Genomic DNA, 12627 nt, shown 5'->3' with positions numbered 1-12627 from the left:
TTGCCGCGGGTCTATCGCTTCGCGCTGACCCGCGCGCAAGCCTGGCGGGCCAGTTCGCCCAGCACGCGGATGGCGTCTTCGTGCGCGGCGTCCCAGGGATGCCCGTAATTCAAGCGCAGGGCGCTGGCGAACTGGCTGCTGGCTGAAAAAATCGGGCCGGGCGCCACGCTGATGCCGCGCGCCAGCGCATCGCGATGCAGGGCCAGCGCGTCCACCGCCGCCGGCAGTTCCACCCACAAAAAGAAGCCGCCTTGCGGACGCGTCACGCGCGTGCCCGCAGGAAATTCTTGCGCAATCGCGTCGGCCATACGGTCTTGCTGCGTCTGCAACGTTTGCCGCAACCGGCGCAGATGGCGATCGTATCCGCCTTGCTCAAGATACTCGGCGATAGCGCCTTGCGCGGGGCCCGACGCGGACAGCGTCGACGACAGTTTCAGCCGCTGCACCTGTCGCGAGTAGCGGCCCGCCGACGCCCAACCAATGCGGTATCCGGGCGCCAGGCATTTGGAAAACGACGAGCAATGCAGCACCAGCCCCTCGGTGTCGTAGGCCTTGGCCGGCACGGGCCGCGCGGCGCCGTAATAGAGTTCGCCGTAAACATCGTCTTCGATCAACGGAATGCCGTGGCGCGCCAGCATTTCCACCAGCTGACGCTTCTTGTCGTCGGGCATCAGGCTGCCCAGCGGGTTCTGGAATTGCGTCATCAGCCAGCAGGCGCTGGGCGCGTGCCGCTTGATGGCGGCCTCCATGGCGGCCAGGTCCACGCCCGTGCGCGGATGCGTCGGCACTTCCAACGCTTTCAGGCCCTGGCGCTCCAGGGCTTGCAAGGCGCCGTAGAACGTTGGGGCTTCGACCATCACCGTGTCGCCTACTTGCGTGACGGCTTGCAGGCAAAGGTTCAACGCTTCCAGCGCGCCGTTGGTAACGACGATGTCGCTGGCCGGCACGTTCATGCCGCCAATCAGATAGCGCAAGGCGATCTGCCGCCGCAGGCCGGGATTGCCGGGGCTGAGATCTTCGACAGTATCCAGCGGGTCCTGGCGTTTCAGGTGCGCGGCCATGGCCTGCGCCAAGCGGGGCAGCGGAAATAGCAGGGGCGACGGAAAGGCAGACCCCAGCGGCGTCACGTCGCGATTGCGCACGGAACCCAGGATGTCGAAGATGCGTTCGCTGATGGCCAGTTCTGTCGACTCGCCGTCCGGGTTCGATGTGCCGGGTTCAGGGGGCCGGGATTCGGCGGGGGCGTGCACGTAGTAGCCCGAGCGTGGCTGCGCGCGGATCAGGCCGCGCGCTTCAAGCAGGTAGTACGCCTGGAATACCGTGGACGGGCTGACCCCGCGCGCCGCGCACGCTTCACGCACCGAGGGCAGCTTGTCGCCCGCGCGCATGACGCCGTCTCGGATCGATTTGGCGATCTCGTCGGCCAGGGTTTCGTACAGGCTCACGATGCCGCGAGACCGCGCGCGTTCATTTGCTGCTTTGCAGGATCGCCATGGCCTGGCGTTCCATGAATTCGCCCAGCGTATCGATGCCGCGCAACTTCAGTATGGTGTTGCGCACGGCGGCTTCGACCAGCACCGCCAGATTGCGGCCGGCGGCCACTTGCAGCATCACCTTGCGCACGGGCAGGCCCAGCATGTCTTGCGTGATGTCTTGCAGGGGCAGGCGTTCGAACTTGTCTTGCGCGGTGGCGCGCACCAGATGCACGATCAACTTCAGGCGCATTTTGCGGCGTACCGAGGTCTCGCCAAAGATGGTGCGGATATCCAGCAGGCCCAGGCCGCGCACTTCCAGCAGATTTTGCAGCAGCTGGGGGCAGTGGCCTTCGATCATGTTGGGCGCCGTGCGCGAGAACTCGACCGCGTCGTCGGCCACCAGGCCGTGGCCGCGTGAAATCAATTCCAGCGCCAGCTCGCTTTTGCCCAGGCCCGACTCGCCGGTAATCAACACGCCCAGGCCCAGCACATCAAGAAACACGCCGTGCACGGTGGTGGTGGGGGCCAGCTTCTTGCCCAGGTAGATGCGCAGCAGGTCGATCAGCTGCGCGGCAGCGACCGGCGTGGACAACAGCGGCACCTGATGCTGGTCGCACTGGTCCACCAGGTCTTGCGGCGGCGTAAGGCCGTCGGCCAGCAAAATGGCCGGCACGCCGCCAATCAGCAGCTCGTCCATGTGGTGCATGCGGCGCCGCAGGTCGAAGCGCGTGTAATACGCCAGTTCTTCCTGGCCGAACACCTGGATGCGCGACGGGTGGATCAGGTTCAGGTGGCCGACAAGATCGGCGGCCGCCATGCCGTCATCGGGAATGGCGCGGTCAGCGGCGCCTTGGCCCGAAATCCAGTTAAAGGGGATTTTGTCGGCGTTGTCGTCGACGAGTTCCTGCACCGTGAGCATGGCAGCGTTTCCGCGAGGGTCAGAGTTGGCCGGTGGTGAGCATGCGGTGGACGATGGCCGCGTCGGGTTCGGTGGCCAGGGCCTCGCGCAATGCCTTGTTCGACATCAGCTGCGCCAATTCGGCCAGGATGTCCAAGTGCTGTTGCGTAGCCGTTTCCGGCACCAGCAGGCACAGCAGCATCGACACCGGTTGCCCGTCGGGCGCGTCGAACGAGATCGGCTGGCTCAAGCGGATGAACGCCGCCAACGCCTGCTCAAGCCCCTTCACGCGGCCATGCGGAACGGCCACGCCCTGCCCAAGGGCAGTGGAGCCTAAACGTTCCCGGGCAAACAGGCTGTCGAACACGAGCGCGCGTGCCAAGCCATGATTGTTTTCAAAGAGAAGGCCAGCTTGTTCGAACGCCCGTTTCTTGCTCGTTGCGAGCATATCGAGCACGACGTTGCCGGCGGGTAGGATGCGCGACAAATGATTCATCGGATCATTATATGGTTATATGACGCAGTGCAATAAATTGGCCTGGCGCCCCGCCCGGTGGACAGGCGGCGAACGGCGTGGCAAGAGCGACAGCATAGTCTGATCGCGGCGCGTTGTGGGCGTTCACACACAGCGTCCAGCCCGTGGACATGGCCAGGCAAGGCAAAAACAGGGGGATTGGGGAATGCGGGAGAGGGGGTAGAGCGGGGAGTTTTGCCGATGCCCCGGCTGGACTGACGTCTAGCGGGACACCGGGACTTAGGCAGGATTTTTACAATCGCTGTTTAGCTTATCGCGCAGGGCGAGTGATCATGAAGCGCATTACTGCTGGGGTGGCGAGAGGCTCGCCGCTTGCCGCTTCACGGACTCCGCTGAGTGACTTCGTACCTTGTCCTTGTGCTTGATGACCTGACGGTCGACTTTGTCAGCAAGAAGGTCTATGGCTGCGTAGAGATTTTCATCGGTCGCTTCACAATGAATATCCTTACCGCTTAGACGCATGGTGATTTCGGCTCTGTGCCGCAGGGGCTCTACTGAGAGCATGACCTGGGTATCGATGACGTGATCGAAATGCCGCAGCACTCGCGCCAGTTTGTTCATGACATATTCCCGGATTGCCGGGGTGACGTCGAGGTGACGACCGCAGATGCTCAGGTTCATAGTGTGCTCTCCTTCTAAAAGAGAAAAATGGGTGCGCAAAATGCGCGGTGAGGTCGTTAGGCGTTCTCCTTGGATTGGTGGGTGCGTTTAGTACTAGTGTATAGACTCGGGCCGAGAAAACAAGCTGACCTAGCGCAAGAACATGGCATTTTTATGGCTGAACCCCTAGGGCGTATTTGCCTTCGCCCGAGAGGCGACTAGGGGTCTTCCCCAGGGTGCCCGTTACATGCGGAAGTGCTCGCCCAGGTACACGCGGCGCACGGCGGGATCGCCCACGATTTCGTCCGGGTGACCGTCGGTCAGCACCTTGCCTTCACTGATGATGTAGGCGCGATCGCAGATGCCCAGCGTTTCGCGCACGTTGTGGTCGGTGATCAGCACGCCGATGCCGCGGCCCTTCAGAAACCGCACGATGCGCTGGATCTCGATGACGGCAATGGGGTCCACGCCGGCAAAGGGTTCGTCCAACAGGATGAAGCGCGGGCTGGTGGCCAGCGCGCGTGCAATTTCCACGCGGCGGCGTTCGCCGCCCGACAGCGAAATGGCGGCATTGCTGCGAATGTGACCGATTTGCAGCTCTTCAAGCAGCGATTCCATCTGCTCGTTGATCTTGGCCGTGGACAGCGCGCGGCCATCGGGCCCCAGCTGCAATTCCAGCACGGCGCGGATGTTCTGCTCGACGGTCAGGCGGCGGAACACGGATGCGTCCTGCGGCAGGTACGACAGGCCCATGCGCGCGCGCTTGTGGATCGGCATCGCCGTGATCACGGCGCCGTCGATCTCGATGCGTCCGGCGTCCGCGGGCACCAGGCCCACGATCATGTAGAAGCTGGTGGTCTTGCCGGCGCCGTTCGGGCCCAGCAGGCCCACGACTTCGCCACTGACCACGGACAGGGACACATCCTGCACCACGGTCCGGCCGTTATAGGTCTTGCGCAAGCCGGTTGCGCGCAGGCTGCCCTGCTTGACCCCCGAGGGGGCGGAGGTCACGGGTGTGGGCACAGAAGGTTGGTTCATCGTGGCTGCGAGTGGTGTTGCATGGGGGACGCTTTAGCGTCCTTTCTTGGCGGCTTGCTGCTTGCGGCATTCGGCCACGGCGGCATCGGACTTGGCGCGAGGTTCGGCAACCGAACGCACGCGACCACCCGCAGCGGCGGAATTGGGACCGCCCTGCGCTTCATAGGTGCCGGTTTTTTCGTTGTAGCGTACCCGTTCGCCGCGAATCGTGTCGAACGGTTTGCCACAGACGTAACGGACCACAACGGCCTGGCCGATCAGGTCGAACGTGCTCTTGGTGCCGTCGTATTCCGCGCGCAGGCCCTTGCCTTCGATTAGCTCGAACGTCTCGGGGCGCTCTTGCCGGATGGTCACGACCTTGCCCTTGTTGGCGGTAGCCGTGCCGTACTGCCCGCCCTGTGCGTCTTCGTGCATTTCCAGCGTGTCGGAGGTCAGCGTCATCAGGCCGCGCGTCATGTTGACGTTGCCAGTGAAAACGCTTTGTTTCTTTACGTCGTCATAGTGCAACGTGTCCGACAGGATCAGGGTGCTGGGCTCTTCGGCCGGCTTGGCGGGCTCGGCCGCGTGGGCGGGCGCAAACACCGAGGCCGTCAGCAGGACGGCGCCAAGCAGGCGAGTCGTCGGGGCAAAGAGAGTCCGAAGGTCGGTCATGGTTTCTTTTGGTCAGTGTTGTTGGCGGGTATCTCGGTGCGGCGCTGTTGCTTGCCTTCGGAACCGGCAATTTCAACATCCGTCGACGCGGACACCTGCAATTGGCGCGTCTTGTTGTTGTAGTGCATGCCCTTGCCGTTCATGCGCGAGCGGCCCTTGAGCACTTCCGCCGGCAGGTCGGTATACACCACGTCTTCGTCGGGCAGGATGATCAACTGCTGGCTGCGTACATCCAGCACGTCGTTGTTGGCGTCGGGCTGGCGATGCACGTGCGCGTCGCCATTCATGACGATGCGCTTGCCGCCTTGTTCCATCACGGCGGTTTTCGAGACGCCTACCGTCACGGGGTTGGCTTCGCGTTGGCCCACCGCGCGGGGCGCGGTGATGTGATACGAATCGTCGTCGGGGAAATGCTCGGCGTATTCGCCTTCCAGCCGATTGATCGGACGGCCCGTCGGGTCCGTGCGCAGCATGACGAAATCGCGCGACCAGGCGTCCATTTCGTGGGTGATGCGGCGCGGCGGGTCGACCTGGATCGCCCGCTGTGCGTAATCGGCGGCCCACCACGAGCTGGTGACCAGCACCAGTAGCAGGAACAGCGCAATCAGGGAAGGAAAACGTTCTTTCATCAGTGTCGCCGCCAGGGCGTGTCGAAGTTCGTGGCCGTCATTGGATGGCGCCGGGGCCCAGCAGGCCGGGCGCCGCCAGGAACGCGCCCAGGCGTCCTTGGGAGGCCAACAGCAGGTCGCAGCATTCGCGCACCGCGCCGCTGCCGCCGGCCTGCGTGGAGACCCAGTGGGCGGCCTGGCTGACATAGCCGGGCGCGTTGGGCACGCTGGCTGCGAAACCCGCGCGTTGCATGGCCGGCAGGTCGATGATGTCATCGCCCATGTAGCCGGTTTGATTCAGTTGGACACCCGAGCGCTGCGCAAGTTCTGCCAGTGCTGAACCCTTGTCGCGCACGCCCTGCATCACTTCCGAGATGCCCAGTTCGGCGGCGCGGCGGGCAACGATGGGGCCCGAACGGCCCGTCATCAGCGCCACCGTCAGGCCACCTTCCATCAACAGGCGCAGGCCGTGGCCGTCCAGGGCGTGAAAGCGCTTTTGCAGTTCGCCGCCTTCACCGTAATAGAGGCTGCCGTCGGTCAGCACGCCGTCCACGTCGAACACCATCAGGCGCACGGCGGCGGCGCGGTCGCGCACGGTAGCGGGGATGCGGGCAAGAACCAGCGCTTCGGCCGGGTGAGTCACGGAAGCAGGAAGAGTCATAGTCATACCACTTTAGCGGCCATCAGATCATGCATGTGCAAGGCGCCCAGCAGCGCGCCGTCTGCGTCCAACACCAGCATCTGGCTGAGACGAAGCTCGTCCATCTGCTGCGCGGCCTCGACGGCCAATGCGTCGGGGGGGATGCTGCGTGGCGATCGGGTCATGCCCGCCTCCACGGTCAAGCTGCGGATATCGCCGTGCCGGGCAATCAGGCGGCGCAAGTCGCCGTCGGTGAAGATGCCCAGCGGGCGGTGTTGCGCGTCCGTCACGACGGTCATGCCCATGCCCTTGGCGGACATCACCTCAAGCGCTTGCGACACCGGCGTGCCGGCAAGCACGATGGGCAGGGCGTTGCCCTGGCGCATCACGTCGCGCACCAGCGTCAGCAGGCGGCGGCCCAGCGCGCCACCAGGGTGGGACCGCGCGAAATCCTGTGGACTGAAGCCGCGCGCTTCCAGGCAGGCAACCGCCAGGGCATCGCCCAGCGCCAGCGCCGCCGTGGTGCTGGCGGTGGGCGCCAGATTCAAGGGGCAGGCTTCCTGCGCCACGCTGCCGTCCAGGTGCACGTCGGCCAACTGCGCCAATTCGGATTGCGGGTTGCCGGTAATGGCCACCAGCTTGGCGCCCATGCGGCGCGCCACCGGCAGGATGGTCAGCAATTCCTGCCCGGCCCCTGAATAAGAGATGGCGATGACCACGTCGTCTTTCGTGATCATGCCCAGATCCCCGTGCACCGCTTCGGCGGCGTGCACGAAGAAGGCGGGCGTGCCCGTCGAGGCGAAGGTCGCGGCGATCTTGCGGGCGATGTGCCCGGTCTTGCCGATGCCGGTGACCACGACGCGGCCCCGGCAGGCCAGCAGCAGCGCGACAACCTGCGAGAACGAATCGTCCAGCCGCGCGGACAGGTCCAGCAGGCCTTGGCTTTCGACTTGCAAGGTGCGGCGGGCGGATGCCAGCGCGGCATCGGACGAAGTGATGGGATGATCAGTCATGCGGGGATTTTAATATCAGTGGGCGGGTTTGCCCCCGCCAGGGCCGTATGGCATTCTGGCGGCTCTTTTCAACGGCTTTCAATTCTTCTTATCCAGGCCCGCTCCATGTCCAGCATTTCCAGCCCCGTCCTTGGCACGCCCCTGTCCCCCCTGGCCACCCGAGTCATGCTGCTCGGTTCGGGCGAATTGGGCAAAGAGGTCATCATTGCCCTGCAAAGGCTGGGCGTGGAAGTCATTGCGGTGGATCGGTACGCCGACGCGCCGGGCCATCAGGTGGCGCACCGTGCGCATGTGGTGTCCATGACCGACGCGGACGCCCTGAAAAAGATCATCCAGCAGGAACAGCCGCACGTTATTGTCCCCGAAATCGAGGCCATTGCCACCAGTTTGCTGGTCGAACTGGAAGCGGCGGGCGTGGCCCGCGTGACGCCGACCGCGCGCGCCGCCCAGTTGACCATGAACCGCGAGGGCATCCGCCGCCTGGCGGCCGAGACGCTGGGCCTGCCCACTTCTCCCTACCGTTTTGTCGACACCGAAGAAGAATTGCGCGCCGCCATTGACGGCGGCATCGGCTACCCCTGCGTCATCAAGCCGGTGATGTCCTCGTCCGGCAAGGGCCAATCCGTCATCAAAAGCGCGGATGACGTCGCCCAGTCCTGGCGCTATGCCCAGGAAGGCGGCCGGGTAGGCGGGGGCCGGGCGATTGTTGAAGGGTTCATCCGCTTCGACTACGAAATCACCCTGCTGACGGTGCGCGCGCGCGGCGCCGACGGTCAGGTCGAAACCCGTTATTGCGAGCCCATCGGCCACAAGCAGGTTGACGGTGATTACGTTGAAAGCTGGCAGCCGCATCCCATGTCGCCCGCCGCGCTGGAACGCGCCCGCGAAATCGCGCTGGCCGTCACGTCGGATCTGGGCGGCCTGGGCATCTTCGGTGTCGAGCTGTTCGTGGCGGGGGACCAGGTCTGGTTCTCGGAAGTCAGCCCGCGTCCGCATGACACCGGCATGGTCACCATGATTACCCAGACCCAGAACGAATTTGAATTGCACGCCCGCGCCTTGCTGGGCCTGCCGGTGGACACCAGCCTGCGCCAGCCCGGCGCCAGCAGCGTGATCTATGGCGGCGTGGACGCCGCCGCCGTGTCCTTTCACAACGTGGCTGAAGCGCTGGCCGAACCGGGCACCGACATCCGGCTGTTCGGCAAGCCGGAATCCTTCGTCAAGCGCCGCATGGGCGTGGGCCTGGCCGTGGCCGACGACGTGGCCGCCGCGCGCGCCAAGGCCAAGCGCGTTTCCGCCGCCGTGACCGTCAAGGCGGGCTAAAAGCTCGGGCATCCCATTTCCTCACGCTTTCCCCGCGCCTGGGCCTCTTGATGTGGCCCGGTGCCGGCTCTTGGGGCGGGCTCTCAGGACAGGCTCTCGGGGCTGGCTCTCGGGACAGGCTCTATTAGATAGCCTGAATAGCCGCAGGTTTTTCCATACCTTCACAGCCACCGCGCCCTTCAGGCCGGTGGCTGTTGTCGTTGCCTGTCACCCGCAGCGGTGACCGTCGATTCCACCCGGTCGTTTCCCCCCTCGTCATCTCAGCCCGTCGTATTCCAGCCACGAAGCGTCGCTTGCGTCTTTGCCCCTGCCGATATTGTGGTTTGCGCAATCGCACAGTTTGTTCGATAATTTCAGAAATTTCTGAAAGCGGTGTAACTGGATCTCTCCAGATCGCCGCGCTCTAGTCCTTCGGCGCAATAAAAACATGGTTCTTACCCCTCAAAACGAACGTTTCGTCTTGCACTTTGGCGAAATGGGCAGCCGTTGGGGTGTGAACCGCACGGTTGGCCAGATCTACGCGCTGCTGTTCCTGCACCCGGACCCCCTGAATGCCGACGAAATTGCCGAGACGCTGGGTTTTTCGCGCTCGAACGTCAGCCTGGGCCTGAAGGAGTTGCAATCGTGGCGCCTGGTCAAGCTGGTCCACCAAGTCGGTGACCGGCGCGATTACTTCGAAACGCCCAAAGACGTTTGGGAAATCTTCCGCATCCTGATGGAAGAAAAGCGCAAGCGCGAAATCAATCCCACGATGACCCTGCTGCGCGACACCCTCCTGGAGACCCCGTCGGGGCCCAACGACGCCTACGCGCAACAACGCATGACCGAAATGCTGGAACTCATCGAACTGTCGTCTGGATGGTTCGACGAGGTTCAACGCCTGCCCCCGGAGACCGTGCAGAAGCTCATGCGACTGGGTTCGCAAGTGCAGAAAGTGCTGGGCTTCGCCGGCAAATTGCGGGGCAAGGATTGAGCTGCCATGCGCCCCGATTTTTCAGGAAACTGCTATGAAGTTGTATCCATCGCCCGTAACATGGCGCCAGAGTCGGCCTGGGAACCACGCCGGTTGCCACGGTGTCTTGACTGCTTGGGAGCGCCCCAATGATTGATCTAGACGTCGTCAACCTGTCGCGATTCCAGTTTGCCGCGACCGCGCTTTACCATTTCCTGTTCGTCCCCCTCACGCTTGGCCTGTCGTTCATGCTGGCCATCATGGAAAGCGTGTACGTCATGACCGGTCGCCCCATCTGGAAACGGATGACGATGTTCTGGGGCACGCTGTTCGGCATCAACTTTGCCTTGGGCGTGGCCACCGGCGTGGTGATGGAGTTCCAGTTCGGCATGAACTGGTCCTACTACAGCCACTACGTGGGTGATATTTTCGGCGCGCCGCTTGCGCTGGAAGGGCTGATGGCCTTCTTCCTGGAAGCCACCTTCGTCGGCCTGTTCTTCTTCGGCTGGAACCGCATGTCCAAGGTCAGCCACCTGGTCGTGACCTGGCTGGTGGCGTTCGGCACCAACTTTTCGGCCCTGTGGATCCTGATCGCCAACGGCTGGATGCAGAATCCGGTGGGCGCCATCTTCAACCCCGACACCATGCGCATGGAGATGACCGACTTCGCCGCGGTGATCTTCAACCCGGTGGCGCAGGCCAAGTTCGTGCACACGGTCAGCGCCGGCTACGTCGCGGGCGCCATGTTCGTGATGTCGATCAGCGCCTGGTACCTGCTGAAGGGCCGTCATACCGACCTGGCCAAGCGCTCGATGGCCGTGGCCGCCAGCTTCGGCCTGGCGGGCGCGCTGTCGGTGGTGGTGCTGGGTGACGAAAGCGGCTACCTGACCACCGAGCATCAGAAGATGAAGATCGCGGCCATGGAATCCATGTGGCATACCGAGCCCGCGCCCGCGTCCTTCAACCTGATCGCGATACCCAACCAGGCCGAACGCAAGAACGACTTCGCTATCGAGATCCCGTACGTCATGGGCATCATCGGTACGCGTTCGCTGACCACGCCGCTGCTGGGTATCGACGACCTGATCCTGCGCGCCGAAAACCGCATCCGCGACGGCATGGTGGCGTATGAAGCCTTGCAGAAGATCCGCGCCAACCCCAAGGACACGGACGCGCGCATGGTCTTTGACAAGACCTGGCCGGACCTGGGCTACGCGCTGCTGGTCAAGCGCTATCAAGAAGACATGACCAAGGTGACCGAGGCCGACATCAAGCAGGCCGCGATCGACACCGTGCCAAACGTGGCGCCGTTGTTCTGGGCGTTTCGCATCATGGTCGCGGTGGGCATGTACCTGATCCTGTTCTTCGGCGTGGCGTTCTGGCTGGCCTCGCGCGGCCGCCTGGACAGCCGCCGTGGCTTGTTGAAGGTGGCGCTGTGGAGCTTGCCGCTGCCCTGGGTCGCCATTGAAAGCGGCTGGTTCGTGGCCGAGTATGGCCGCCAGCCCTGGGTGATTGAAGGCGTGCTGCCGACGTACTACGCGGCATCCGGCCTGACGATTGCCGACCTGGCCATCAGCCTTGCCATTTTCCTGGTGCTGTACACCGTCTTGCTGATCATCGGCGTGAAGGTCATGTTGCACGCCATCAAGGCGGGTCCGAAATCCGATGGGCCGGTGGCAAGCGACGCCGCCGCCGATCCTGTGCGCGCCGCCGTGCGCGCCTAAGCGGAGACAAGCACATGGATACCCTGATTCCTTTTGATTACGGCACCTTGCGTGTCATCTGGTGGGTGCTGCTGGGCGCCTTGCTGATCGGTTTTGCCGTCATGGACGGCTTTGACCTCGGCGTGGCCGCCTTGCTGCCCGTGGTGGCCAAGACGGACGCCGAACGCCGCATCGTCATCAACGTTGTCGGCCCGGTATGGGAAGGCAACCAGGTGTGGTTGATCACGGCGGGCGGCGCCATCTTTGCCGCCTGGCCGCTGTTGTACGCAGCATCCTTCTCCGGCTTCTACCTGGCGATGATGCTGGTGCTGATCGCGCTGATCCTGCGCCCCGTGGGCTTCAAGTACCGCAGCAAGATGGAAGGCACGCGCTGGCGCAACAGCTGGGATGGCGTGCTGTGCTTTTCAGGCGTGGTGGCCTCGCTGGTGTTCGGTGTAGCGATGGGCAACATCATCCTGGGCGTGCCGTTCACCTTTGACCCCGTGACGTTGCGGCCCATCTACGAAGGGCACTTCTATCAGCTGTTCGCGCCGTTCGCCTTGCTGGCCGGCGTGCTCAGCGTGGTGATGCTGGCCATGCACGGCGCGGTGCTGCTGGCCTGGCGCACGGACGATCCCGTGTCCTCGCGCGCCCGCAATTGGGGGCGGCTGGCCGGCCTGCTGACCGCGGCGCTGTTCGTGGCGGGTGGCTTCTGGGTGGCCGGCGGTATAGGCGGCCACACCATCACCAGCGCGGTCAACATGGGCGGCCCGTCCGACCCCATGCTCAAGACCGTGGCGGTGCAGTCCGGTGCGTGGATGGCCAACTACGCGACGTGGCCGTTGATGTGGATTGCGCCCGCGCTGGGCGTGGGCGGCGCGCTGCTGGTGGTGCTGCTGTTGACGGCGCGCGCCAACATGCTGGCGTTCCTGGCATCGGCGTTGTCGATCACGGGCGTCATCCTGACGGTGGGTTTTGCGCTGTTCCCGTTCGTCATGCCGTCCTCGACCAAGCCGCAAGCCGGCCTGACCATCTGGGACGGTTCGTCCAGCCACCTGACGCTGTGGATCATGGTGATTGCCGTGGCTGTGTTCCTGCCGATCGTGACGCTGTACACCGCGTGGGTGTATCGCGTCATGCGCGGCAAGGTCACCCATGAATCCGTGGGCGGCACGCCCAATTCGTACTAAA

At 63.9% G+C, this 12627-nt stretch carries 13 protein-coding genes; 4 read left to right on the top strand and 9 right to left on the bottom strand.

Features of this window, described 5'->3' with window-relative positions; genetic code table 11:
- Positions 1-11: 11 nt before the first annotated feature.
- The 9 genes from AC0Z35_RS06085 to AC0Z35_RS06045 form a co-directional block, all read right to left on the bottom strand.
- Entirely contained in the window at positions 12-1445 is a 1434-nt protein-coding gene (locus AC0Z35_RS06085; RefSeq protein WP_319302070.1) for an aminotransferase-like domain-containing protein, read from the bottom strand.
- Positions 1446-1467: 22 nt separating this feature from the next.
- Entirely contained in the window at positions 1468-2394 is a 927-nt protein-coding gene (gene hprK, locus AC0Z35_RS06080) for an HPr(Ser) kinase/phosphatase (protein ID WP_006216298.1), read from the bottom strand.
- 19 nt (positions 2395-2413) lie between these two features.
- A complete protein-coding gene (locus AC0Z35_RS06075; RefSeq protein WP_046803077.1) occupies positions 2414-2869 on the bottom strand; it encodes a PTS sugar transporter subunit IIA in 456 nt (151 codons plus the stop codon).
- Between the two features lie 321 nt (positions 2870-3190).
- Complete coding sequence (gene hpf / locus AC0Z35_RS06070) at positions 3191-3529, bottom strand: ribosome hibernation-promoting factor, HPF/YfiA family (RefSeq protein WP_006216296.1); 339 nt, start codon at positions 3527-3529, stop codon at positions 3191-3193.
- 222 nt (positions 3530-3751) lie between these two features.
- Entirely contained in the window at positions 3752-4546 is a 795-nt protein-coding gene (lptB, locus tag AC0Z35_RS06065; RefSeq protein ID WP_046803078.1) for an LPS export ABC transporter ATP-binding protein, read from the bottom strand.
- A gap of 33 nt (positions 4547-4579) precedes the next feature.
- A complete protein-coding gene (lptA, locus tag AC0Z35_RS06060) occupies positions 4580-5197 on the bottom strand; it encodes a lipopolysaccharide transport periplasmic protein LptA (RefSeq protein WP_046803079.1) in 618 nt (205 codons plus the stop codon).
- Positions 5194-5826, bottom strand: a complete 633-nt coding sequence (lptC, locus tag AC0Z35_RS06055) for an LPS export ABC transporter periplasmic protein LptC (RefSeq protein ID WP_046803080.1) — start codon at positions 5824-5826, stop codon at positions 5194-5196. The genes lptA and lptC overlap by 4 nt, the downstream gene beginning before the upstream one ends.
- A 37-nt stretch (positions 5827-5863) precedes the next feature.
- Complete coding sequence (locus AC0Z35_RS06050) at positions 5864-6472, bottom strand: KdsC family phosphatase (RefSeq protein ID WP_082134343.1); 609 nt, start codon at positions 6470-6472, stop codon at positions 5864-5866.
- On the bottom strand, positions 6469-7458 hold the full coding sequence (locus AC0Z35_RS06045; protein WP_046803082.1) for a KpsF/GutQ family sugar-phosphate isomerase: 990 nt from the start codon (positions 7456-7458) through the stop codon (positions 6469-6471). The genes AC0Z35_RS06050 and AC0Z35_RS06045 overlap by 4 nt, the downstream gene beginning before the upstream one ends.
- Positions 7459-7563: 105 nt before the next feature.
- Here AC0Z35_RS06045 and purT point away from each other — a divergent pair, with 105 nt between their 5' ends.
- The 4 genes from purT to cydB all read left to right on the top strand — a co-directional run bounded on the left by purT (position 7564) and on the right by cydB (position 12626).
- Positions 7564-8781 carry a formate-dependent phosphoribosylglycinamide formyltransferase gene (purT, locus tag AC0Z35_RS06040; protein WP_046803083.1) on the top strand — a complete coding sequence of 406 codons (1218 nt, stop codon included), beginning with the start codon at positions 7564-7566 and terminating at the stop codon, positions 8779-8781.
- 427 nt (positions 8782-9208) lie between these two features.
- Positions 9209-9754 (top strand): GbsR/MarR family transcriptional regulator, encoded by a 546-nt coding sequence (locus tag AC0Z35_RS06035; protein WP_104142636.1) that lies wholly within the window; start codon positions 9209-9211, stop codon positions 9752-9754.
- A 128-nt stretch (positions 9755-9882) separates the two neighbouring features.
- Positions 9883-11457, top strand: a complete 1575-nt coding sequence (locus AC0Z35_RS06030) for a cytochrome ubiquinol oxidase subunit I (RefSeq protein ID WP_046803085.1) — start codon at positions 9883-9885, stop codon at positions 11455-11457.
- Positions 11458-11471: 14 nt separating this feature from the next.
- Entirely contained in the window at positions 11472-12626 is a 1155-nt protein-coding gene (cydB, locus tag AC0Z35_RS06025) for a cytochrome d ubiquinol oxidase subunit II (RefSeq protein ID WP_104142637.1), read from the top strand.
- Position 12627 lies beyond the last annotated feature (1 nt).

Source organism: Achromobacter sp. 1L-A-4-B-C2, assembly GCF_057291955.1.
This window is presented reverse-complemented; position numbering and strand designations above follow the sequence as displayed.

What these genes read in the sequence shown, in the direction of transcription:
- AC0Z35_RS06075 (WP_046803077.1), bottom strand. Translation starts at nt 2,869, where the DNA reads ATGAATCATTTGTCGCGCATCCTACCCGCCGGCAACGTCGTGCTCGAT.
- AC0Z35_RS06045 (WP_046803082.1), bottom strand. Translation starts at nt 7,458, where the DNA reads ATGACTGATCATCCCATCACTTCGTCCGATGCCGCGCTGGCATCCGCC.
- hpf (WP_006216296.1), bottom strand. Translation starts at nt 3,529, where the DNA reads ATGAACCTGAGCATCTGCGGTCGTCACCTCGACGTCACCCCGGCAATC.
- AC0Z35_RS06030 (WP_046803085.1), top strand. Translation starts at nt 9,883, where the DNA reads ATGATTGATCTAGACGTCGTCAACCTGTCGCGATTCCAGTTTGCCGCG.
- lptC (WP_046803080.1), bottom strand. Translation starts at nt 5,826, where the DNA reads ATGAAAGAACGTTTTCCTTCCCTGATTGCGCTGTTCCTGCTACTGGTG.
- purT (WP_046803083.1), top strand. Translation starts at nt 7,564, where the DNA reads ATGTCCAGCATTTCCAGCCCCGTCCTTGGCACGCCCCTGTCCCCCCTG.
- hprK (WP_006216298.1), bottom strand. Translation starts at nt 2,394, where the DNA reads ATGCTCACGGTGCAGGAACTCGTCGACGACAACGCCGACAAAATCCCC.
- lptA (WP_046803079.1), bottom strand. Translation starts at nt 5,197, where the DNA reads ATGACCGACCTTCGGACTCTCTTTGCCCCGACGACTCGCCTGCTTGGC.
- cydB (WP_104142637.1), top strand. Translation starts at nt 11,472, where the DNA reads ATGGATACCCTGATTCCTTTTGATTACGGCACCTTGCGTGTCATCTGG.
- AC0Z35_RS06035 (WP_104142636.1), top strand. Translation starts at nt 9,209, where the DNA reads ATGGTTCTTACCCCTCAAAACGAACGTTTCGTCTTGCACTTTGGCGAA.
- lptB (WP_046803078.1), bottom strand. Translation starts at nt 4,546, where the DNA reads ATGAACCAACCTTCTGTGCCCACACCCGTGACCTCCGCCCCCTCGGGG.
- AC0Z35_RS06050 (WP_082134343.1), bottom strand. Translation starts at nt 6,472, where the DNA reads ATGACTATGACTCTTCCTGCTTCCGTGACTCACCCGGCCGAAGCGCTG.